Annotated in this window: 24 protein-coding genes and 1 tRNA gene; 21 read left to right on the top strand and 4 right to left on the bottom strand. The window is 58.3% G+C overall.

The features are described 5' to 3' along the window. The first annotated feature begins 118 nt into the window (after nucleotides 1-118). The 19 genes from BLU75_RS02360 (at nucleotide 119) to BLU75_RS02450 (ending at nucleotide 14,555) form a co-directional block, all read left to right on the top strand. Nucleotides 119-475, top strand: a complete 357-nt coding sequence (locus BLU75_RS02360; protein WP_084380398.1) for a ribbon-helix-helix domain-containing protein — start codon at nucleotides 119-121, stop codon at nucleotides 473-475. 213 nt (nucleotides 476-688) lie between these two features. Then, nucleotides 689-910 carry an FmdB family zinc ribbon protein gene (locus BLU75_RS02365; protein WP_084380396.1) on the top strand — a complete coding sequence of 74 codons (222 nt, stop codon included), beginning with the start codon at nucleotides 689-691 and terminating at the stop codon, nucleotides 908-910. 108 nt (nucleotides 911-1,018) lie between these two features. After that, a complete protein-coding gene (aspS, locus tag BLU75_RS02370; protein ID WP_084380394.1) occupies nucleotides 1,019-2,794 on the top strand; it encodes an aspartate--tRNA ligase in 1,776 nt (591 codons plus the stop codon). A gap of 136 nt (nucleotides 2,795-2,930) precedes the next feature. After that, the gene (locus BLU75_RS02375; RefSeq protein WP_084380392.1) at nucleotides 2,931-3,677 is read left to right on the top strand and encodes a YebC/PmpR family DNA-binding transcriptional regulator; all 747 of its coding nucleotides are present in this window, start codon (nucleotides 2,931-2,933) and stop codon (nucleotides 3,675-3,677) included. Between the two features lie 165 nt (nucleotides 3,678-3,842). Beyond that, entirely contained in the window at nucleotides 3,843-4,367 is a 525-nt protein-coding gene (gene ruvC / locus BLU75_RS02380; protein ID WP_084380502.1) for a crossover junction endodeoxyribonuclease RuvC, read from the top strand. A gap of 114 nt (nucleotides 4,368-4,481) precedes the next feature. After that, on the top strand, nucleotides 4,482-5,093 hold the full coding sequence (ruvA, locus tag BLU75_RS02385) for a Holliday junction branch migration protein RuvA (protein WP_084380390.1): 612 nt from the start codon (nucleotides 4,482-4,484) through the stop codon (nucleotides 5,091-5,093). Further along, complete coding sequence (gene ruvB / locus BLU75_RS02390) at nucleotides 5,094-6,152, top strand: Holliday junction branch migration DNA helicase RuvB (protein WP_084380388.1); 1,059 nt, start codon at nucleotides 5,094-5,096, stop codon at nucleotides 6,150-6,152. 139 nt (nucleotides 6,153-6,291) lie between these two features. Then, complete coding sequence (gene ybgC, locus BLU75_RS02395) at nucleotides 6,292-6,747, top strand: tol-pal system-associated acyl-CoA thioesterase (protein ID WP_084380386.1); 456 nt, start codon at nucleotides 6,292-6,294, stop codon at nucleotides 6,745-6,747. Nucleotide 6,748: 1 nt separating this feature from the next. Continuing rightward, complete coding sequence (gene tolQ, locus BLU75_RS02400) at nucleotides 6,749-7,444, top strand: protein TolQ (protein ID WP_084380384.1); 696 nt, start codon at nucleotides 6,749-6,751, stop codon at nucleotides 7,442-7,444. A 23-nt stretch (nucleotides 7,445-7,467) separates the two neighbouring features. Continuing rightward, complete coding sequence (tolR, locus tag BLU75_RS02405) at nucleotides 7,468-7,920, top strand: protein TolR (RefSeq protein WP_165447497.1); 453 nt, start codon at nucleotides 7,468-7,470, stop codon at nucleotides 7,918-7,920. Then, nucleotides 7,920-8,969 carry a cell envelope integrity protein TolA gene (gene tolA / locus BLU75_RS02410; protein WP_084380380.1) on the top strand — a complete coding sequence of 350 codons (1,050 nt, stop codon included), beginning with the start codon at nucleotides 7,920-7,922 and terminating at the stop codon, nucleotides 8,967-8,969. Before tolR ends, tolA begins: the two co-directional genes overlap by 1 nt. A gap of 17 nt (nucleotides 8,970-8,986) precedes the next feature. After that, a complete protein-coding gene (tolB, locus tag BLU75_RS02415; protein WP_165447496.1) occupies nucleotides 8,987-10,267 on the top strand; it encodes a Tol-Pal system beta propeller repeat protein TolB in 1,281 nt (426 codons plus the stop codon). 55 nt (nucleotides 10,268-10,322) lie between these two features. Beyond that, nucleotides 10,323-10,823 (top strand): peptidoglycan-associated lipoprotein Pal, encoded by a 501-nt coding sequence (pal, locus tag BLU75_RS02420; RefSeq protein ID WP_028621922.1) that lies wholly within the window; start codon nucleotides 10,323-10,325, stop codon nucleotides 10,821-10,823. Nucleotides 10,824-10,829: 6 nt separating this feature from the next. Continuing rightward, on the top strand, nucleotides 10,830-11,654 hold the full coding sequence (gene ybgF / locus BLU75_RS02425) for a tol-pal system protein YbgF (protein ID WP_084380376.1): 825 nt from the start codon (nucleotides 10,830-10,832) through the stop codon (nucleotides 11,652-11,654). A gap of 165 nt (nucleotides 11,655-11,819) precedes the next feature. After that, nucleotides 11,820-12,467, top strand: a complete 648-nt coding sequence (gene queE, locus BLU75_RS02430; RefSeq protein ID WP_084380374.1) for a 7-carboxy-7-deazaguanine synthase QueE — start codon at nucleotides 11,820-11,822, stop codon at nucleotides 12,465-12,467. 16 nt (nucleotides 12,468-12,483) lie between these two features. Then, nucleotides 12,484-13,158 carry a 7-cyano-7-deazaguanine synthase QueC gene (queC, locus tag BLU75_RS02435; RefSeq protein WP_165447495.1) on the top strand — a complete coding sequence of 225 codons (675 nt, stop codon included), beginning with the start codon at nucleotides 12,484-12,486 and terminating at the stop codon, nucleotides 13,156-13,158. A gap of 63 nt (nucleotides 13,159-13,221) precedes the next feature. Then, nucleotides 13,222-13,297: transfer RNA gene (locus tag BLU75_RS02440), tRNA-Lys, on the top strand. A 131-nt stretch (nucleotides 13,298-13,428) separates the two neighbouring features. Further along, on the top strand, nucleotides 13,429-13,833 hold the full coding sequence (locus BLU75_RS02445; protein ID WP_084380369.1) for an antitoxin Xre-like helix-turn-helix domain-containing protein: 405 nt from the start codon (nucleotides 13,429-13,431) through the stop codon (nucleotides 13,831-13,833). Then, nucleotides 13,827-14,555, top strand: coding sequence for an RES family NAD+ phosphorylase (locus tag BLU75_RS02450; RefSeq protein ID WP_084380367.1), 729 nt, complete (start codon nucleotides 13,827-13,829; stop codon nucleotides 14,553-14,555). The genes BLU75_RS02445 and BLU75_RS02450 overlap by 7 nt, the downstream gene beginning before the upstream one ends. Here the strand turns inward: BLU75_RS02450 and lldD are convergent. Beyond that, nucleotides 14,529-15,671 (bottom strand): FMN-dependent L-lactate dehydrogenase LldD, encoded by a 1,143-nt coding sequence (lldD, locus tag BLU75_RS02455; protein WP_084380365.1) that lies wholly within the window; start codon nucleotides 15,669-15,671, stop codon nucleotides 14,529-14,531. The genes BLU75_RS02450 and lldD overlap by 27 nt on opposite strands. A 109-nt stretch (nucleotides 15,672-15,780) precedes the next feature. On the opposite strand from lldD, the gene BLU75_RS02460 reads away from it, so the two are divergent. After that, nucleotides 15,781-16,680 carry a LysR family transcriptional regulator gene (locus tag BLU75_RS02460; RefSeq protein ID WP_084380363.1) on the top strand — a complete coding sequence of 300 codons (900 nt, stop codon included), beginning with the start codon at nucleotides 15,781-15,783 and terminating at the stop codon, nucleotides 16,678-16,680. Nucleotides 16,681-16,876: 196 nt separating this feature from the next. Beyond that, nucleotides 16,877-17,935 carry a quinolinate synthase NadA gene (gene nadA / locus BLU75_RS02465; RefSeq protein ID WP_084380361.1) on the top strand — a complete coding sequence of 353 codons (1,059 nt, stop codon included), beginning with the start codon at nucleotides 16,877-16,879 and terminating at the stop codon, nucleotides 17,933-17,935. A 300-nt stretch (nucleotides 17,936-18,235) separates the two neighbouring features. Here the strand turns inward: nadA and BLU75_RS02470 are convergent, their stop codons facing one another. From BLU75_RS02470 to gcvT, 3 genes are all read right to left on the bottom strand, one after another. Beyond that, the gene (locus BLU75_RS02470; RefSeq protein WP_084380359.1) at nucleotides 18,236-18,724 is read right to left on the bottom strand and encodes an RDD family protein; all 489 of its coding nucleotides are present in this window, start codon (nucleotides 18,722-18,724) and stop codon (nucleotides 18,236-18,238) included. A gap of 96 nt (nucleotides 18,725-18,820) precedes the next feature. Then, complete coding sequence (locus tag BLU75_RS02475; RefSeq protein ID WP_003316897.1) at nucleotides 18,821-19,033, bottom strand: cold-shock protein; 213 nt, start codon at nucleotides 19,031-19,033, stop codon at nucleotides 18,821-18,823. Nucleotides 19,034-19,421: 388 nt separating this feature from the next. Then, the gene (gene gcvT / locus BLU75_RS02480; RefSeq protein WP_084380357.1) at nucleotides 19,422-20,546 is read right to left on the bottom strand and encodes a glycine cleavage system aminomethyltransferase GcvT; all 1,125 of its coding nucleotides are present in this window, start codon (nucleotides 20,544-20,546) and stop codon (nucleotides 19,422-19,424) included. Between the last annotated feature and the right edge of the window lies 1 nt (nucleotide 20,547).

Below are 20,547 nucleotides of genomic sequence, written 5' to 3' on the forward strand. Positions count from 1 at the left end.
TCCTACGAGCATCAACTCCGTGTCTTCTGGCTGAACTTGTCTCCTTGCTGTTTTATAGAACCAACGGCAAATAAAAGCAGTTTATCCAACAGCCGTTTGGCAAGGGAGTGTCAAGTGTATGTCGCGTGGAGTGGGTAATAGCGGGATGGAAATGTCCGGCGTTCACAATATAAAGGTCGATCCGTTTGTCAAGGGGTTCGATATGGCGCTGGCTCGACCGTTGTCTCGTTCTGTCAGGCTTAATGGTTTCTCGACCTGCTTGAGACTCGAAGAAGTGTACTGGAATATCCTCGCGGAAATAGCCAAGGTTAATACGTGTTCAATCAGTGCGCTGTTGTCCTACGTGGATCGGGAAGTACATTTGCGCCATGGTGGGGTAAAAAACTTCAGTGGCCTGGTCAGGGTGGTGTGCGTGGCCCATGTATTGAAAGGGCGGGCTTCAGTATCGCCCGTGACTCAGGCCGGCCTGGGATGAGTGTGGTGTCCGGCACTTGAGCGATCGATGGTCGCAACAGGTGTCGGACCACAAGCCCCGGTCTGGCTCTCTATCTGTAAAACTGCAGGCCGCCACGGCTGCACGGCCCCGATTTACCAGATATAATCCCGCCCTTTGCTGCGCATGTCGGGCTTTTTCAAGGTCCCGGGCCAAGGCGCGGCGCAGCAGTGACCTGATCGCCGAGACATCCCAATGCCCATGTACGACTATCAATGTGCTTCCTGTGGTCATCAGTTGGAAGCCATTCAAAAGATCAGCGACGCGCCGTTGGTCGATTGCCCAGCTTGCCGGGCACCCGAACTGAAGAAGATGTTGTCGATGCCGGGCTTTCGTTTGAGCGGTTCCGGCTGGTACGAGACCGACTTCAAGACCGGCACGAAGAAGAATCTGGCGGGCGGCGACAAAGCCGACTGAATTGAACACTACGCGTGAGCGCTTGCATTCTCCGTCGCCTGGCTTAAGGTGCGGTGATCGAGCAGGACCTCCACCGAATTTCGAATTACGAGAAGTGAAACCACTACCATGATGCGCAGCCACTATTGCGGCCAACTGAACGAGACCCTGGAAGGTCAGGAAATCACCCTTTGCGGATGGGTTCACCGTCGCCGCGACCACGGCGGGGTGATCTTCCTCGATATCCGTGATCGCGATGGTCTGGCCCAGGTGGTATTCGACCCGGATCGCGCCGAGAGCTTCGCCGCCGCCGATCGCGTGCGCAGCGAATACGTCGTGAAAGTCACCGGTAAGGTCCGCCTGCGTCCGGCCGGTGCCGTCAACGCCAATATGGCCTCGGGCGCGATCGAAGTGCTGGGTTACGACCTCGAAGTACTCAACGAGTCGGAAACCCCACCGTTCCCATTGAACGAATTTTCCGACGTCGGCGAAGAAACGCGCCTGCGTTACCGCTTCCTCGACCTGCGTCGTCCGGAAATGGCCGAGAAGCTGCGTCTGCGCTCACGCATGACCACCAGCATCCGCCGCTTCCTCGACGAGAACGGTTTCCTCGACGTCGAGACACCGATTCTGACCCGCGCCACACCAGAAGGTGCTCGCGACTACCTGGTGCCGAGCCGTACCCACGCCGGTAGTTTCTTCGCCTTGCCGCAATCGCCGCAGCTGTTCAAGCAGCTGTTGATGGTGGCCGGTTTCGACCGTTACTACCAGATCGCCAAGTGCTTCCGTGATGAAGACCTGCGTGCCGATCGTCAGCCGGAATTCACCCAGATCGACATCGAGACCAGCTTCCTCGATGAAACCGAGATCATGGGCCTCACCGAGCAAATGATCCGCAACCTGTTCAAGGAAGTGCTGGGTCTGGAATTCGGTGAGTTCCCGCACATGACGTTCGAAGAGGCGATGCGCCGCTACGGTTCCGACAAACCAGACCTGCGTAACCCGCTGGAACTGGTGGACGTGGCCGATCAGCTGAAAGAAGTCGACTTCAAGGTGTTCAGCGGCCCGGCCAACGACCCGAAATGCCGTATCGCTGCCCTGCGCGTACCGGGTGGCGCAAGCATGCCGCGCAAGCAGATCGACGACTACACCAAGTTCGTCGGCATCTACGGCGCCAAGGGCCTGGCGTACATCAAGGTCAACGAGCGCGCCAATGGTGTTGAAGGTCTGCAATCGCCGATCGTCAAGAACATTCCGCTGGACAACCTGAACGCGATCCTCGATCGCGTTGGCGCGGTCGATGGCGACATCGTGTTCTTCGGCGCCGACAAGGCCAAGATCGTCAGCGAAGCCCTTGGCGCGCTGCGGATCAAGCTGGGTCACGACTTGAGCCTGCTGACCTGCGAATGGGCACCGATGTGGGTCGTCGATTTCCCGATGTTCGAAGAGAACGACGACGGCAGCTTCTCTGCGTTGCACCACCCGTTCACCGCGCCGAAGTGCTCGCCGCAGGAACTGGAAGCCAACCCGGCAGGCGCGCTGTCCCGCGCCTACGACATGGTGCTGAACGGCACCGAGTTGGGTGGTGGTTCGATCCGTATTCACCGCAAGGAAATGCAGCAAGCGGTATTCCGTCTGCTGGGCATCAACGAGGCGGAACAGGAAGAGAAATTCGGCTTCCTGCTCGATGCGCTGAAATACGGCGCGCCACCCCACGGTGGTCTGGCCTTCGGCCTTGACCGTCTGGTGATGCTGATGACAGGCGCCCAGTCGATCCGTGAAGTGATTGCCTTCCCGAAAACCCAGAGTGCTGCCGACGTGATGACGCAGGCTCCGGGCGTGGTGGATGCCAAGGCCCTGCGCGAATTGCATATCCGTCTGCGCGAGGCGCCGAAGGCTGAGTAAGGCCGCCGTGTGAAAGCGCGATAAGGTTTTACGCAGTCAAAAAAGGCGCATCTTCGGATGCGCCTTTGCGTTAAAGAGCTAAATCCCGTCTGGGGCGGGATCGATCAAGGTTTCTAGAGAATTTCGGAGTTGTGTTATGGCTGGCCATTCCAAGTGGGCGAACATCAAGCACCGCAAAGAGCGTCAGGATGCCAAGAAAGGTAAGATATTCACCAAGTGGATTCGCGAACTGACCGTTGCGGCCCGTCAAGGCGGCGCTGATCCGGGTTCCAACCCGCGTCTGCGGCTGGCGCTGGACAAGGCCCTTGGCGCAAACATGAGCCGTGACATTATCGACCGCGCGGTTGCGCGGGGTGCTGGCGCCGCCGACACTGACGATATGGTCGAACTGAGCTATGAAGGTTACGGCCCGGGCGGCGTGGCGGTGATGGTCGAGTGCATGACCGACAACCGCAACCGTACCGCCGCCGCCGTTCGTCATGCGTTCAGCAAGTGTGGCGGTAATCTGGGGACTGACGGTTCGGTGGCTTATTTGTTCGAGCGCAAGGGGCAGATTTCCTTCGCGCCGGGGGTGGACGAGGATGCGCTGATGGAAGCTGCGATGGAGGCGGACGCCGACGACGTGGTGACCAACGAAGATGGCTCCATTGATGTGTTCACCTCGTTTGCCGGGTTCTATTCCGTGCGTAACGCCCTGGAAGCCGCTGGCTTCAAAGGCACCGACGCGGAAATCGTCATGTTGCCGACCACCAGTGCCGAGTTGGATCTGGACGGCGCGCAGAAGGTACTCAAGTTGCTGGATATGCTCGAAGACCTGGATGATGTGCAGAACGTCTATTCCAATGCTGATATCCCGGAAGACGTGGCTGCACAACTGGGCTGAACCCCCCACTTCCACTGTAGGAGCGAGCTTGCTCGCGAAAAACCTGAGAGCGACGCTGGGTGTCAGAATTCCTGCGTTATCGTTGGCGGTTTTCGTGAGCAAGCTCGCTCCTACAGTGGATCGGTGTCGCTGCTGATGCCCAATTTCTATAAAACCGCAGGCGTTATGACTTTAATCCTAGGTATCGACCCCGGCTCGCGCATCACCGGCTTTGGCGTAGTCCAGCAGACCCCGCGCGGCTGTATCTACGTGGCCTCGGGCTGTATCCGCACCGGTTCCGGCGAGTTGGCCGAGCGTTTGCAGATCGTCTATCGCGGGGTGCGTGAAGTGATCCAGACCTACGGCCCGGTGACCATGGGTATTGAAAAAGTCTTTATGGCGAAAAACGCTGACTCGGCCCTCAAGCTTGGTCAGGCCCGTGGCGCCGCTATTGTTGCCGGCGCCGAAGAGGCCCTGGAAATCGCCGAGTACACTGCCACCCAGGTCAAGCAAGCCGTCGTGGGCACCGGTGCAGCCAACAAGGAGCAAGTGCAGATGATGGTTATGCACATGCTCAAACTCACCGCAAAACCGCAAATCGACGCCTCTGACGCCCTGGCTATTGCGATTTGTCATGCCCATACCCGCTCCAGCCTGTTGCCGCACGGCTTGGGCACCGCACGCAGTCGTGGCGGTCGGCTGCGTCTCTGATAGCATCAGCGCAATCATTCTGCGCAGGTCGTATGAAAGGCCGCTGTGATCGGCTGTCATCCCGCGTAATTACCGGTCAGGCCTTGATCTGACCCGAGCTTTAAGGATCTGAACGTGATTGGACGCTTGCGCGGCACTTTGGCTGAGAAACAACCGCCGCACCTGATTCTGGATGTAAATGGGCTGGGGTATGAGCTTGAAGTGCCCATGACCACCCTTTACCGCCTGCCGTCGGTCGGTGAACCGCTGACCTTGCACACCCATTTGGTAGTACGCGAAGACGCGCAATTGCTCTATGGTTTCATTGGCAAGCGTGACCGGGACTTTTTTCGTGAGCTGATTCGCCTGAATGGCGTCGGACCGAAGCTGGCGCTGGCATTGATGTCGAGCCTGGAAGTCGATGAACTGGTGCGCGCCGTGTCGGCCCAGGACACCTCTGCGTTGACCAAAGTACCGGGAGTCGGCAAGAAAACCGCCGAGCGCCTGTTGGTGGAACTCAAAGACCGCTTCAAGGCCTGGGAAGTCGTGCCGAGCATGTTCGCGCTGGTACCGAATCAGCCGGACGGACCACGCGAGCAAGTTGCCAGCGCCGAAACCGATGCCGTCAGCGCGTTGATCTCTCTGGGCTACAAGCCGCAGGAAGCAAGCAAGGCGGTGTCCGCCATCAAGGACAAGAACCTGAGCAGCGAAGACATGATCCGCCGCGCCCTGAAGGGAATGATTTAAGTGATTGAAGCTGATCGTCTGATTGCGGCCACCGGCCCGCGTGACCGTGAAGAGGTCCAGGACCGGGCCATTCGCCCCCTCAGCCTGGCCGAATACATCGGCCAGCCGACCGTGCGCGAGCAGATGGAGTTGTTTATCCAGGCGGCGCGCGGACGTAGCGAGTCCCTGGATCACACGCTGATCTTCGGCCCGCCGGGACTGGGCAAGACCACGCTGGCTAACATCATCGCCCAGGAAATGGGCGTGTCGATCAAGAGCACTTCAGGACCGGTGCTGGAGCGGCCGGGAGACCTGGCTGCGCTGTTGACCAATCTTGAACCCCATGACGTGTTGTTCATCGACGAAATCCACCGGCTTTCACCCATCGTCGAAGAAGTCTTGTACCCGGCCATGGAAGATTTTCAGCTGGACATCATGATCGGCGAAGGGCCGGCTGCGCGCTCGATCAAACTCGATTTGCCGCCGTTCACCCTGGTTGGTGCCACCACCCGTGCCGGAATGCTGACCAATCCGTTGCGAGACCGTTTCGGCATTGTGCAACGTCTAGAGTTCTATAGCACCGCCGACCTGGCGACGATTGTCGGTCGTTCGGCGGGGATTCTCGGTTTGCCGCTGGACCCGGAGGGCGCCTTCGAGATTGCACGGCGAGCCCGGGGCACGCCGCGGATCGCCAACCGCTTGCTGCGCCGGGTGCGTGATTTCGCCGAAGTGCGCGCCAAGGGGCATATCACCAAGGCCGTGGCGGACCTGGCGCTGAACCTGCTGGACGTTGACGAGCACGGTTTTGACCACCAGGACCGGCGCCTGCTGTTGACCATGATCGAGAAGTTCGACGGTGGTCCGGTGGGCGTGGACAGCCTGGCCGCGGCGATCAGCGAGGAGCGCCATACCATCGAGGATGTTCTGGAACCCTACCTGATCCAACAGGGCTACATCATGCGTACACCGAGAGGACGCGTGGTCACCCGTCATGCGTACTTGCACTTCGGGTTAAACATTCCGTCACGATTGGGTGAGATGCCTGTGGTAGACGAATTCCTCGATGCAGTGGACGATTAAAAAGGCGTGATGAGTCGATTTATTCGACGTTTGTGCTGTCCTAGTGGCTGGCGTCGTCATTCTTTCGTTAAAAATGTTTTAGAGAATGAAAAAACAGTTGCCTGGCCGGATTGGCAACCTGAGGAGTAAGCACTAGAGTATGCGCGCGCAAAATGGGGATCAGTCGTTCGTACATCGCTGTCGCGTTTATTACGAAGACACCGATGCTGGCGGCATCGTTTATTACGTTAATTACCTGAAGTTCATGGAACGGGCTCGAACCGAGCGGCTACGGGAGCTGGGCTTTGCCCAGTCCGCGCTGGCGGGTGAGGACCTGTTATTCGTCGTGCATTCCAGCGAGGCCCGTTATCACGCGCCGGCGCGGCTGGACGATGAGTTGCTGGTCAGTGCAGAAGTAATCGAATTGAACCGTGTCAGCTTGCGCTTCAAACAGCAGGTCAGGCGGGCTACGGATGCAACGCTGCTCTGTGAGGGGCAGTTCCTGGTGGCGTGTGTGCGCACCAACAGTTTGAAACCCAGGGCCATTCCCGAAACTCTACGTGCGGCCTTTGCCAACGTGAGCGGCGCGGGTAAACAATCAGAGCAGGAGATTTAGCGTGGAACCTACCGTCGTCGACCATACCTCCATGTGGAGCCTGGTCAGCAATGCCAGTGTCGTGGTTCAACTGGTAATGCTGACCCTGGTAGCCGCATCGGTTACCTCATGGGTCATGATTTTTCAGCGCAGCAACCTGCTGCGCGCCGGTCGACGTGCCCTGGAGAGCTTCGAGGAGCGCTTCTGGTCAGGTATCGATCTGTCCAAGCTGTATCGTCAGGCCGGCAGTAACCCGGACCCGGATTCGGGCGTCGAGCAGATCTTCCGTGCAGGCTTCAAGGAGTTCTCCCGTCTGCGTCAGCAGCCGGGTGTCGATCCTGAAGCGGTCATGGAGGGTGTGGCGCGTGCGATGCGCGTTGCGATTTCCCGTGAAGAAGAAAAGCTGGAACAGAGCCTGCCCTTTCTCGCCACTGTAGGTTCGGTCAGCCCGTATATCGGCCTGTTCGGCACCGTGTGGGGGATCATGAACTCCTTCCGTGGACTGGCCCAGGCTCAGCAGGCAACGCTGGCGACCGTGGCGCCGGGCATTGCCGAAGCCTTGATCGCTACAGCCATCGGCTTGTTCGCTGCCATCCCCGCGGTAATCGCCTACAACCGTTTTGCCGCGCGCGGCGAAAACCTGATCGGCCGTTACTACACCTTCGCCGATGAGTTCCAGGCGATCCTGCACCGTAAAGTGCATACCAGCGAAGAATAAGCAGGTAATTCCCGATGGCTTTAATCACTCGAGCTCGAACCAAGCGCAAGCCGGTCGCCGAGATGAACGTCGTACCCTACATCGACGTGATGCTGGTGTTGCTGGTCATCTTCATGGTGACCGCGCCCATGCTTAACCAGGGTGTGAAGGTTGATTTGCCCAAGGTTTCCAGTGAAGCCTTGCCGCAGGACAACAACACCCAGGTGCTGACCATTTCGATCAAGTCTGACAAGACCTATTACTGGAACCTTGGCAGCGAAGTCGATACGCAGAAGCAACAGGACAAGGCCATGACCTTGCCGCAAATGACCGATGCCGTGACGAAGATCATTCGCGCCGGCAACGAAGGCGGCAAACAGACTCAGGTCTTCATCCGCGGTGACAAGTCTGTCGACTATGGCTCTGTGATGGGCGCCATGGGCGGACTGCAGCAGGCCGGGGTCGGTAATGTTGGCTTGATTACCGAGGCGCCCTGATGCAGCAACAGCGAGAGCCGTCCGCCTCGGAAAGCTACTTCTGGCCTAGTGTCTGGGCAATTGCCCTGCACATTCTGGTGTTTGGCATGCTGTTCGTCAGTTTTGCGATGACGCCGGAGCTGCCGCCATCCAAGCCGATTGTGCAAGCGACCCTGTACCAGCTGAAATCGAAAAGCCAGGCGACCACCCAGACCAATCAGAAGATTGCGGGTGAGGCCAAGAAGACGGCTGCGCGTCAGACAGAAGTCGAGCAGATGGAACAGAAAAAGGTCGAGCAGGAAGCCGTGAAGGCGGCTGCGGAACAAAAGAAAGAAGAGGCGGCTCAAAAGGCCGAGGAATCGAAAAAGGCTGACGAGGCAAAGAAAGCCGACGAGGCTAAAAAAGCTGATGAAGCCAAGAAAGCCGAGAATGCTGCCGAAACCAAAAAGGCTGAAGAGAAAAAACTGGCTGATATAGCCAAGAAAAAATCTGAAGAAGAGGCCAAGAAAAAGGCCGCTGAAGAAGCCAAGAAAAAGATTGTCGAAGACGCGAAGAAGAAAGCCGCGCAGGACGCCAAGAAAAAAGCCGAAGCCGACGAAGCGAAGAAGAAAATCGCCGATGCCGCGAAGAAGAAAGCTGCCGCCGATGCCTCCAAGAAAAAGGCTCAGGAAGCGGCACGTAAATCCGCCGAAGATAAAAAGGCTCAGGCTTTGGCTGATTTGCTCTCCGACACGCCGCAGCGTCAACAGGCCTTGGCCGATGAGCGTGGTGATGAGGTCGCGGGCAGTTTCGATGATCTGATTCGGGCTCGGGCAGCAGAAGGCTGGACACGTCCACCTTCGGCACGCAAAGGCATGACAGTAGTGCTGCAGATCGGCATGTTGCCGGACGGCACGGTGACCACGGTCAACGTGTCCAAGTCCAGCGGCGATGGTTCGTTCGACAGTTCCGCGGTTGCAGCGGTCAAGAATATTGGCCGGTTGACCGAGATGCAGGGAATGAAACCAAGTGACTTCGCTCCCTATCGTTCATTCAAGATGACATTCACACCTGAGGATCTAGCCTTGTGAGAAACCTTCTTCGAGGAATGCTTGTCGTTATTTGCTGTATGGCAGGCATAGCGGCGGCCGATGAAAAGAATATTTTGGTCACCAGTGGCAGCGACCGGGCGACGCCGATCGCGGTAGTGCCGTTTGGTTGGCAGGGCGGCAGCGTGCTGCCGGAGGACATGGCGGAGATTATTGGTAACGACCTGCGCAACTCGGGTTATTACGCGCCAATCCCGAAACAGAACATGATCAGCCAACCGACCCAAGGCAGCGAAGTCATCTATCGTGACTGGAAAGCCTTGGGCGCCCAGTACCTGATGGTCGGCAGCATCGTTCCGGCCGGTGGTCGCCTGCAGGTGCAATACGCGCTGTTCAACGTGGCCACCGAGCAGCAAGTGCTGACGGGTAGTGTTTCGGGAAGTGTCGATCAACTCAGGGACATGGCGCACTACATTGCCGACCAATCGTTTGAAAAGCTGGTTGGTATCAAAGGTGCGTTCTCTACCCGCCTGCTGTATGTGACCGCCGAGCGTTTTTCGGTCAACAACACGCGTTACACCTTGCAGCGCTCGGACTACGACGGTGCTCGCGCCGTGACCTTGTTGCAATCGCGCGAGCCTATCCTGTCGCCGCGTTTTGCGCCGGATGGCAAGCGGATTGCCTATGTGTCCTTTGAACAGAAGCGTCCGCGTATCTTCGTGCAACACATCGATACCGGTCGTCGCGAGCAGATCACCAACTTCGAAGGCCTGAACGGCGCACCTGCCTGGTCGCCGGATGGTAATCGTCTGGCATTCGTGCTGTCCAAGGACGGTAACCCGGATATCTATGTGATGAACCTCGGTTCGCGCCAGATCACCCGTGTCACTTCCGGTCCCGGCATTAATACCGAACCGTTCTGGGGCAAGGATGGCTCAACCATCTACTTCACCTCCGACCGTGGCGGCAAGCCACAGATCTATAAGAGCAGTGTCAACGGCGGTGCTGCCGAGCGTGTGACCTTTATCGGTAACTACAACGCCAATCCGAAGCTTTCGGCTGATGAAAAGACCTTGGTTATGATCCATCGCCAGGAAGGTTTCACTAATTTCAAGGTGGCGGCCCAGGATTTGCAGCGTGGTAGTGTAAAGATCCTTACAGACAGCACTCTTGATGAGTCGCCTACTGTTGCGCCCAACGGCACCATGGTAATCTACGCCACCCGCCAGCAGGGCCGGGGAGTCTTGATGCTCGTGTCCATTAACGGACGCGTAAGGCTCCCGCTTCCTACCGCACAAGGCGAAGTCAGAGAACCGTCCTGGTCCCCTTACCTGAACTGACGCGGCGCTACAAAAAGAAGTACTTAACACACTGGGGTTCATTAGGAGTTTCACGATGGAAATGCTGAAGTTTGGTAAGTTTGCTGCTCTGGCTCTGGCTCTGTCCGTAGCCGTTGGTTGCTCGTCCAAAGGCGGCGACAATGCCGGTGAAGGCGCAGCTGTTGATCCAAACGCTGGTTACGGCGCTAACACTGGTGCAGTTGACGGCTCCCTGAGCGAAGAAGCGGCTCTGCGCGCTATCACCACTTTTTACTTCGAATACGACAGTTCGGACCTGAAGCCAGAGGCCATGCGCGCTCTGGACGTTCACGCCAAGGACCTGAAAGCAAACGGCGCTCGCGTTGTTCTGGAAGGCAACACCGACGAACGTGGTACTCGTGAGTACAACATGGCACTGGGCGAGCGTCGTGCGAAAGCCGTTCAGCGTTACCTGGTACTGCAAGGCGTTTCCCCAGCTCAGCTGGAACTGGTTTCCTACGGTGAAGAGCGTCCAGTTGCTACCGGCAACGACGAGCAATCCTGGGCTCAAAACCGTCGCGTCGAACTGCGTAAGTAATTCGTCATGCGAACGTGCCGTCGTGTTGTAACCGTATTGGCTCTCAGCCTCGCACCGTTTGCGGTGTGGGCTGAGGTTCCCGTGGAAGATAGCAACTCTGGCTATAACAATAGTGGGAGCAGCTATCCACCAGCAGGTTATGGCACGAACGGTGCCTATGCCGGGGGAGGGGTTTCGACCCCTGTCTCGGCACAGGGCGAGCTGTTCAACCAACTGCAGCGCATGCAGGATCAATTGGCGCAGCAGCGAGGCGCGATTGAAGTTCTGCAAAATGAAGTGAATCGTCTGAAGCAAGAAGGCCTGGAGCGATACCAGGATCTTGATCGGCGTATAGGGACCGGCGTTACACCTGCCGCCACTCCTGAGAATTCTCCTGCCGATGGCGCCGCAAGCGCCGTCGGTGGTGCTGCCGCAGGTGCCAGCCAGGCGCCTGCCGCCAGCAGTGAACCGGCTGATCCGGCCAAGGAAAAGCTGTATTACGACGCAGCCTTCGACCTGATCAAAGCCAAGGATTTTGACAAGGCCAGCAAGGCGTTCACCGCTTTCCTGGGTCGTTACCCGAACAGTCAGTACGCTGGCAACGCCCAGTACTGGTTGGGTGAAGTCAACCTGGCCAAGGGTGATCTGCAAGGCGCGGGCCAGGCGTTCGCCAAGGTCAGCCAGCTCTACCCCAAGCATTCTAAGGTGCCTGACTCGTTGTACAAACTGGCTGATGTAGAGCGCCGCCTGAGTCATACCGACAAGGTCAAAGGCATTCTGCAGCAAGTGGTGGCCCAATATCCGGGCACATCCGCCGCGCAGTTGGCCCAGCGGGACCTGCAGCGCTTGTAAGCGAGGCTATCGCGTTTGGAAGAAACCCGCACTTGTCGCGGGTTTTTTCGTTAGAATCCACGCCCTTTTATGAAATACGCTTTTTGGGGTTCACGCTTTGCCGGGATCCCTTGAAGTGCCTGACGGAGGCGGACAGCCTGTTTAGCTGTTACGCCCGTGGCGATTATGCAAGACACATTACGCATCACCGAAGTTTTTTACTCGTTACAGGGTGAAACGCGCACCGCTGGCCTGCCCACAGTATTCGTGCGCCTCACCGGTTGCCCGTTGCGTTGCCAGTACTGTGACAGCGCCTACGCCTTCACTGGTGGCACCGTGCGCACCCTTGACGACATTCTGGAGCAGGTTGCCAGTTATCGCCCGCGTTACGTCTGTGTGACAGGCGGCGAACCGTTGGCCCAGCCGAATGCTATCGCGTTGCTCAAGCAACTGTGTGACGCCGGTTATGAGGTGTCCCTGGAAACCAGCGGCGCGCTGGACATTTCAGCGGTTGATCCGCGGGTCAGTCGGGTTGTCGACCTCAAGACACCCGGCTCCAAGGAAGTCAATCGCAACCGCTACGAGAACCTCGACCTGCTGACGGCCAACGACCAGGTCAAGTTCGTCATCTGTTCGCGTGAGGACTATGACTGGGCCAGCTCCAAGCTGATCCAGTACGGCCTGGACCGGCGCGCGGGTGAAGTCTTGTTCTCCCCAAGCCATCATGACTTGAACGCTCGCGATCTTGCTGATTGGGTGGTTGCGGACAACCTGCCGGTGCGCCTGCAATTGCAGCTGCATAAATACCTTTGGAACGACGAGCCGGGACGCTGAAATGACTGAGCAAACGATCGAACAAAAACGCGCCGTAATCCTGTTGTCCGGCGGTCTCGACTCTGCCACTGTCGTCGCGCTGGCGCGTGCGGAGGGCTACAGCTGTTACACCATGAGTTTTGATTATGGTCAGCGTTCCCGTGCCGAGTTGGATGCCGCCGCCCGCGTTGCCCGCGACCTGGGTGTGGTCGAGCACAAGGTCATTGGCCTGAACCTCAACGGTATCGGCGGCTCAGCCTTGACCGACAGTGCCATCGACGTGCCTGAGTCGCCCACCGAGGGCATTCCGGTTACCTACGTACCGGCACGCAACACCGTGTTCCTGTCCCTGGCGCTGGGTTGGGCAGAAGTGATCAACGCTCGTGACATCTTCATCGGCGTCAACGCCGTGGATTACTCGGGGTATCCGGACTGCCGTCCCGAATTTGTCGAGTCCTTCGAGCGCATGGCTAACCTGGCGACTAAAGCCGGCGTGGAAGGAGAGGGTTTCCGCATCCTGGCGCCGCTTCAGAATCTGAGCAAGGCCGATATCATCAAGGCGGGTGTCGGGCTGGGCGTCGATTACTCGCTGACGGTTTCCTGCTATCAAGCCGACGCAGACGGCCGCGCGTGCGGGAAATGCGACAGCTGCCGACTGCGCGCTGAAGGCTTCCAGGCGGCCGGAATTGAGGACCCTACGCGTTATTTCTGATTTATTTAAAATAAGGTATTGAATAATCCTTAGAAATCAGTATTATACGCGCCACCACACAGCGGGTCGTTAGCTCAGTTGGTAGAGCAGTTGGCTTTTAACCAATTGGTCGTAGGTTCGAATCCCACACGACCCACCATTTTTGGCGGTTTAGAAAATCCGGAAGGCCCACGCAAGTGAGGATTTCCGGGTTTTTTTTTGCCTGTTATTTGTTCTGTGGGCTCAATTTGTCTATATTTGAGTCTGTAGAACATATTGCGAGTGGCGATTATGTCTTTGGCTCTCCAGCCCCAAGTGTTCACCAAGGATCAGTGTGTAAGCGGATTGCGCACGGCAGTGAGCATTCTCGAGAAATGGCAGGCCAGCAGCGACCAGGTCTGTCGCATCCTGCGTATCTCACGCAGTACCTACACCCGAGCCAAACAGCGCGGTGGCGAATGGAGCATCGGCTTGGATCACGACCAGATGCAGCGCATCAGTTTTGTGCTGAATATCCACGCCACGCTGCGCATGGTCTTTGATAATCCCGAGAACGTGTACGGCTTCCCGGGGATGGTGAACGATAACAGTTTCTTCAACGGTCGAACCCCGCTCGAGATCATGGCTCAGGGCGATATGATTTCTCTGTACGAGACCTTTCGCCGGATTGATGCGCTGCGTGGAGCGCAATGGTGATGTTGGAACACTTGGGTAATCTGGCCGGGGAGCACGTGCAGGCTTATCGGCTGGTCAACTCCAAGTTTCCGCCAATTGCGTTGTTTGATGATGTGGCGGACGCCGATGAGTTTGAGGTGCTGTATCAGATTCAAGCCCTGACCAATCCCCGGCTGAGCAATCAGATTGGCGCGCTGGAGTTGATACCTCGCCGCGAAATCCCTTTTGGCATACCCGGCTGTTCATACGCGATCGCGCCGTTCACGCACATAAATCCCGCCGGGTCGCGATTCAGCGATGGCAGTTTTGGGGTGCTGTACCTGGCTGCGACCATGGAAACCGCGCTGGCGGAAGTCCACTACCATCAGAATCAGTATTGGTCGAAGGTGCGCGGTCTGAACTTCGAGCGCTTTGTGTTTCGCGGATTGTCCGTATCCTTTGTCGACGACTCGATGAAAGATGCGACGCGCATCCCGCGCACCGATCCCATCTACCACCCTGACGACTACGTGCCCGCCCAACGCTTGGGCGCCGCGCTGAAGAAGGCCGGCTGTCCCGGCCTTCGCTACCTGTCGGTGCGGGCGCCGGGCGACCATTGCTGGGCACTGCTGACACCCCGCGCGGTGTTGTCGATTGTCCAGGCCGCGCACTACGAGATGATCTGGAACGAGCAGATCACCAGTGTCAGCAAGATAGTAGGACCTGAGCGCTGGGTCTCAGATCCGCCCCTGAACCAGGATTGATTCATCGATTTGTGCAATCGACGTCACCCCGGTCAGGGTCATCGCCACACGCATTTCCTTGGCGAAAATATCCAGCAGATTTTCCACTCCACGCTGTCCGTCAGCCGCCAATGCATACGCGGGTGCCCGGCCAAGCAACACGCCGCGCGCGCCGAGGGCGAGCATGCGCACCACGTCCAGCCCCGAACGCACCCCGGAGTCGACCAGCACGGTGAGATCGCTGCCCACCGCCTGGGCAATTGCCGGCAAGGCCTTGGCGGTGGACAGCACGCCGTCCAGCTGGCGACCGCCGTGGTTGGAGACGACGATGCCGTCTGCGCCGAAGATCACGGCATCCTTGGCATCCTGGGGATCGAGGATGCCTTTGATAATCATCGGGCCTTTCCAGGACTCGCGAATCCACTCCAGGTCTTTCCAACTGATCGAAGGGTCGAAGTTGTTCGCCAGCCAGCCGATGTAGTCTTCCAGGTGGGTCGGCTTGCCCAGGTAGCGCGAGATATTGCCCAGGTCATGGGGGCGCCCCATGAGCCCGACATCAAAGGCCCAGGCCGGTTTGCCCAGGGCTTGCAGCATCCGGCGCTGCGCCGCGTACGGTCCGGACATGCCGGAGTGGGCATCACGGTAGCGCGCGCCGGGGGTCGGCATGTCGACGGTGAACACCAGGGTTTTTACCCCGGCTGCCTGGGCGCGCTCCAGGGCGTTTTTCATGAAGCCGCGGTCTTTCAATACGTAGAGCTGGAACCAGATGGATTGCGCGGTCTGTGACGCGACTTCCTCGATCGGACAGACCGACACCGTCGACAGGCAAAAGGGAATGCCCTTGTTGGCTGCTGCCTTCGCCGCCTGGACTTCACCGCGCCGGGCGTACATGCCGGTCAGCCCCACCGGGCTGATGATCACCGGCAGCGCCAGCGGCTGGTCGAACAAGCGGGTTTCCAGGCTCAGGCTTTCGACATTACGCAGGATGCGCTGGCGCAGGCTGATGTCGGCAAGGTCCGAGCTATTGGCCTTGAGCGTGTGTTCGGCGTAGGCGCCACCGTCGATGTAGTCGAACAGGAAGCGTGGCAGTTTGCGGCGTGCGGCTTCGCGGTAATCCGATGCGGACGAAATGATCATGAACAGTGAGTCCCCGGAATCAATAGAACGGTGGTTGGGAGGATAGACAAAGGCTATTCATGGTAAAAACAACTTTTACAACTTTAATCCAGTCGCAAAGGGAATATTGATGAACCTTCGCACGTTGCGCACCTTTGTCGAAGTGGTGCGTCAAGGCGGTTTCTCACAGGCCGCCGAGGTGGTTTCGCTGACCCAGTCCAGCGTCAGCAAGGCGGTCAGGACCCTTGAGGACGAGTTGGGCACGCCGCTGTTCAACCGCATCGGGCATAAGAGCGAACTGACCGCAGCGGGTGAAATTACCTACCGCCGTGCGCTGGTGCTGCTGGCCGAGCGCAGCGATCTGGTGGCGGAGATCGACGACCTGCTAGGGCTCAAGCGCGGCGTGTTGCGCATTGGTCTGCCGCCGGTGGGCAGCGGCGAGTTGTTCGCAGCAATGTTTGCGCTGTATCGGCGGCGCTATCCGGATATCGAGATTCAATTGATCGAGCACGGCAGCAAGAAACTTGCGCAATGCCTGCAGGCCGGTCAGGTGGACTTGGCAGCCTTGTTGGTGCCGGTTGAAGGCGAGTTTGAATATCAAGACGTACGGGTCGAGCCGTTGATGGTGGTGATGCCGATGGATCATCCCCTGGCCGGACGGGCGCAGGTGAATTTTTCCGATCTGGCTGATTCTCCGTTCATTCTTTACGAGGCTGGCTTCGCCCTCAATCCCATCATTCTCAATGCCTGCGAGCGGCGGGGAGTGGTGCCTCGCGTGACGGCCCGCAGCGCGCAAATCGATTTCATCGTGGATTTGGTCAGTGCCGGCCTGGGTGTCGCGTTTCTGCCGCAAATGCTTGCCCACAAACACCTGCATCCCGGTATCGCCCTTACGCCCCTCAATGAGCCCCGGACCGACTGGCACATCGCGCTGGCCTGGAGACGTCATGCGCATCTCCCGCAAGCGGCGCGTGCCTGGCTGGAGCTTGCGAGGGAAATGGGCAATGTACCCGCAGCGGCTAACGGCTGAAATGCTCTTACTGAGAGGGAATGGGCTTATGCGCCAGATTAGGCTTTTGAATCCATTCGATATTCTGTAGCCTTGCGCAGCTTCACCGTTAACCGTGCTTAACGTACACAATCACTTCGTCCGGCGGTGCCCAAAGGGTTCCAGAGCCGGTGATACACTCGACTTTCGCGCAACTGCGCCTGCAGGTCTTGCGAACATGACGCAAATTTCCGAACGCCTTCTGGTTCAAGCCCACCTCGACGCCAAGCAGCCCAAGGCGCTCAGTGCCGAGGAAGAGGCGAGCTTACGTTCTGCCATTGCCGCTGAGCTCAAGGCTCAAGATGCGGTGCTGGTCGCCCACTTCTACTGTGATCCGGTGATTCAGGCCCTGGCCGAGGAAACCGGCGGCTGCGTTTCCGACTCCCTGGAAATGGCCCGCTTTGGCGCCGCGCACCCGGCCAAGACGGTACTGGTCGCCGGTGTGCGCTTCATGGGCGAGACGGCGAAAATCCTCACCCCCGAAAAACGCATCCTGATGCCGACGCTGGAGGCGACCTGCTCCCTGGATCTGGGCTGCCCGGTGGACGAGTTTTCCGCCTTCTGCGATCAACACCCCGAGCGTACCGTGGTGGTCTACGCCAACACGTCGGCGGCGGTCAAGGCCAGGGCTGACTGGGTGGTGACGTCCAGCTGCGCGTTGGAGATCGTCGAAAGCCTGATGGACAACGGCGAGACGATTATCTGGGGCCCGGACAAGCACTTGGGCACCTACATCCAGCGCCAGACCGGTGCCGACATGCTGCTCTGGGACGGTGCCTGCATCGTCCACGAAGAGTTCAAGTCCAAGCAGTTGGAAGACATGAAGGCGTTGTACCCGGACGCCGCGATTCTGGTGCACCCGGAATCACCGACGGCGGTGATCGAACTGGCCGATGCCGTGGGGTCCACCAGCCAGTTGATCGCCGCCGCGCAACGCTTGCCGAACAAGACCTTTATCGTCGCCACCGACCGCGGTATCTTCTACAAGATGCAGCAGTTGTGTCCGGACAAGGTATTCGTGGAGGCGCCCACCGCCGGTAACGGCGCGGCATGCCGCAGTTGCGCGCACTGCCCGTGGATGGCGATGAATACGCTGGAGCGCACGTTGCAATGCCTGCGTGAAGGCACCAATGAGATACTCGTCGAGCCATCCCTGATCCCCCATGCGGTACGTCCACTCAAACGTATGCTCGACTTCACCCAGGCGGCGCGCCTGAAGCTGGCTGGCAACGCCTGAGTGAGCGCCTTGGGGTGAGAGGATTGTCCTCTGATAAAGAGGCCTATCCCTGTGGCGAGGGAGCTTGTCTGTGGCGAGGAGGCTTGTCCTGTGGCGAGGGGGCTTGTCCCCCGTTGGGCTGCGCAGCAGCCCCCAAACCAGCAGCTGGGGAGTGCCTGATACACCGCACTCGTTTTTATTGGGGCTGCTGCGCAGCCCAACGGGGGACAAGCCCCCTCGCCACAGGACAAGCCCATCACCCACAGGACAAGTCCGGAAATTCCTGAGGGGCGGCCTCAGGGCTCGTTCGTTGGTCCCGGGTTACTTCTTCTGCTTCGGAATCCGCACCAACTGGGTGTCCGAATAGATGTCATGCCAGGCGCGTTTTTTCTTGTCGATCAGCGACCAGATAAACCCCAGCCCCGCGCATAACCACGATGCAATCGACACCACAAAGCGCAACAACGCCTGCCACAGGCTGATGCGCGAACCGTCCGCGTTCTGCACTCGAACGCCCCACACTTGCATGCCCAGCGTCTGCCCGGAATGGGTCCAGAACTTGGCGAAGAAGCCGAACAGCACAAAAAACAGAATCGTCGACAACAGTGGATCACCGTCAAGGGCACCGGATTCGGAAAGGGCGCGCATCCGGGTTTGGCCGATAAAGGCGATCCACACCAGCTTGTAGAGGAAGGCTGTGACAATCAGCAGGGCGGTACACAACAGGAAGTCATAGAACATCGCTGCCAGACGACGGCCCAGGCCAACGGCGGGAAATTCGCCTTGCGGGCTTAGCAGGTGTTTCGGCATGGCTGGGCTCTCTGGATGGAAAACGCCATTTTACGGACAAACGCACATAAAAAAGCCCCTGATGTCACCATCAGGGGCTTTTTGTTGCTGGAGGGATCAGCCTTCTGCTTGTACTTCGTCAGCCTGCATGCCTTTCTGGCCTTGCACGGCGATGAAAGTCACTTTCTGGCCTTCTTTCAGGCTCTTGAAGCCGTTGCCCTGAATAGCGCGGAAATGCACGAACAGATCCGGACCGCTTTCTGGAGTGATAAAACCAAACCCTTTCTCGTCGTTAAACCACTTGACGGTACCGCTCTGACGTTCAGCCATTTTCTTCTTTCCTTTGACGCTAAAATTAATGACAGCCCCTTTCACCTGAAAGAGTACTGGGCTGGGTTGCAGGAAAGTAAGAGACGTCGAACGGGTTGTAGCAAACTTTGGCTACTGCCCAGGTCCAGGTTCCAAGCGACCCATGCAAACACAGTGGGCAAACTCTACGCCAACTAATATAGAAAAAACAAGCCCTCGGCAGGCCACGTATTTACTCGCCTTTACGACACTTCGGTGAACATTGTCGAACTGCCTTATTCGATAGCGTTGATCACTTGTTATAGGCTGATCCACATAGCGTTGACTATCGTCAATGCACTGTTTTATGGCGGTTGCGTTACAGATTAGTACCTATGCACGCAACCGCGTTACTTATAGAAACAGTCAATCAGCCACGATAGTAACGTTGTGGAATGAATGGCATTTTACTTACACGAAGTGGGACCTTTTTCTCACGCACCAGTGCTGAGACTTCGCTGTCCAGTGCGGTAAATGCACTGTCGAGGTAACCCATGGCGAGCGGGCCACCCAGGTTCGGCCCAAAGCCGCCACTGCACACGCTACCGATCACATTACCGTGCTCGTCGACGATTTTCGCGCCTTCACGCACCGGGGTGCGCTCTTGGGGGAGCAGGCCCACGCGCTTGCGGCTGATGCCGGTTTGCTGCTGAGTGAAAATGCGCTCGGCACCGGGGAAACCACCGGCCCGTGCTCCGTCGGCGCGGCGGACCTTGGAGATGGCCCACAGCAGGCTGGCCTCGATTGGGGTGGTTTCGCTGTTCATGTCATGGCCGTAAAGGCACAGTCCGGCTTCCAGGCGCAGAGAGTCGCGGGCACCCAGGCCGATGGCCTGTACCTCGGTTTCGGCCAGCAGGCTACGGGCCAGGCTTTCGGCATTGGCGGCGGGGACGGAGATTTCAAAGCCGTCTTCGCCGGTGTAGCCAGAGCGGCTGACATAGCAATCCACACCCAGCAGACGCAGGGTGGCGAACTGCATGAAGGTCATTTTGCTGACCTCGGGCGCCAGACGCGCGAGCACGTTGACCGACGCAGGACCTTGCAGCGCGAGCAGCGCGCGTTCCTCGAACAGCGGTTCGATGGTGCATTGATCACCAATGTGCTGGCGCAGGTGAGCCAGGTCTTGGTTCTTGCAGGCCGCGTTGACCACCAGGAACAGTTCGTCATTGCCCAGGTTGGCGACCATCAGGTCATCGAGGATGCCACCCTCATCGTTGGTAAACATGGCATAACGCTGCATGCCCACTGGCAGGTCGATGATGTCCACTGGCACCAGGGTTTCCAGGGCCTTGGCGGCATTGGCGCCGGTCAGGCGAATCTGGCCCATGTGCGACACATCGAACAACCCGGCCTGTTCACGGGTGTGCAGGTGTTCCTTCATCACGCCCAGCGGGTATTGCACCGGCATGTCGTAGCCGGCGAACGGCACCATGCGTGCGCCCAGTTCGATATGCAGGGCGTGCAATGGGGTTTGCAACAGGGTTTCGGTGGACATA

Source organism: Pseudomonas mucidolens (assembly GCF_900106045.1).
In the GTDB taxonomy this organism is placed as follows: domain Bacteria; phylum Pseudomonadota; class Gammaproteobacteria; order Pseudomonadales; family Pseudomonadaceae; genus Aquipseudomonas; species Aquipseudomonas mucidolens.

Coding starts and splice junctions, on each gene's coding strand:
- BLU75_RS02460 (WP_084380363.1), top strand. CDS start 15,781: ATGAACCTTCGCACGTTGCGCACCTTTGTCGAAGTGGTGCGTCAAGGC.
- BLU75_RS02445 (WP_084380369.1), top strand. CDS start 13,429: ATGTCTTTGGCTCTCCAGCCCCAAGTGTTCACCAAGGATCAGTGTGTA.
- BLU75_RS02360 (WP_084380398.1), top strand. CDS start 119: ATGTCGCGTGGAGTGGGTAATAGCGGGATGGAAATGTCCGGCGTTCAC.
- BLU75_RS02475 (WP_003316897.1), bottom strand. CDS start 19,033: ATGGCTGAACGTCAGAGCGGTACCGTCAAGTGGTTTAACGACGAGAAA.
- nadA (WP_084380361.1), top strand. CDS start 16,877: ATGACGCAAATTTCCGAACGCCTTCTGGTTCAAGCCCACCTCGACGCC.
- ybgF (WP_084380376.1), top strand. CDS start 10,830: ATGCGAACGTGCCGTCGTGTTGTAACCGTATTGGCTCTCAGCCTCGCA.
- BLU75_RS02470 (WP_084380359.1), bottom strand. CDS start 18,724: ATGCCGAAACACCTGCTAAGCCCGCAAGGCGAATTTCCCGCCGTTGGC.
- BLU75_RS02375 (WP_084380392.1), top strand. CDS start 2,931: ATGGCTGGCCATTCCAAGTGGGCGAACATCAAGCACCGCAAAGAGCGT.
- tolB (WP_165447496.1), top strand. CDS start 8,987: ATGCTTGTCGTTATTTGCTGTATGGCAGGCATAGCGGCGGCCGATGAA.
- tolA (WP_084380380.1), top strand. CDS start 7,920: ATGCAGCAACAGCGAGAGCCGTCCGCCTCGGAAAGCTACTTCTGGCCT.
- gcvT (WP_084380357.1), bottom strand. CDS start 20,546: ATGTCCACCGAAACCCTGTTGCAAACCCCATTGCACGCCCTGCATATC.
- pal (WP_028621922.1), top strand. CDS start 10,323: ATGGAAATGCTGAAGTTTGGTAAGTTTGCTGCTCTGGCTCTGGCTCTG.
- ybgC (WP_084380386.1), top strand. CDS start 6,292: ATGCGCGCGCAAAATGGGGATCAGTCGTTCGTACATCGCTGTCGCGTT.
- queE (WP_084380374.1), top strand. CDS start 11,820: ATGCAAGACACATTACGCATCACCGAAGTTTTTTACTCGTTACAGGGT.
- BLU75_RS02365 (WP_084380396.1), top strand. CDS start 689: ATGCCCATGTACGACTATCAATGTGCTTCCTGTGGTCATCAGTTGGAA.
- BLU75_RS02450 (WP_084380367.1), top strand. CDS start 13,827: ATGGTGATGTTGGAACACTTGGGTAATCTGGCCGGGGAGCACGTGCAG.
- lldD (WP_084380365.1), bottom strand. CDS start 15,671: ATGATCATTTCGTCCGCATCGGATTACCGCGAAGCCGCACGCCGCAAA.
- ruvC (WP_084380502.1), top strand. CDS start 3,843: ATGACTTTAATCCTAGGTATCGACCCCGGCTCGCGCATCACCGGCTTT.
- aspS (WP_084380394.1), top strand. CDS start 1,019: ATGATGCGCAGCCACTATTGCGGCCAACTGAACGAGACCCTGGAAGGT.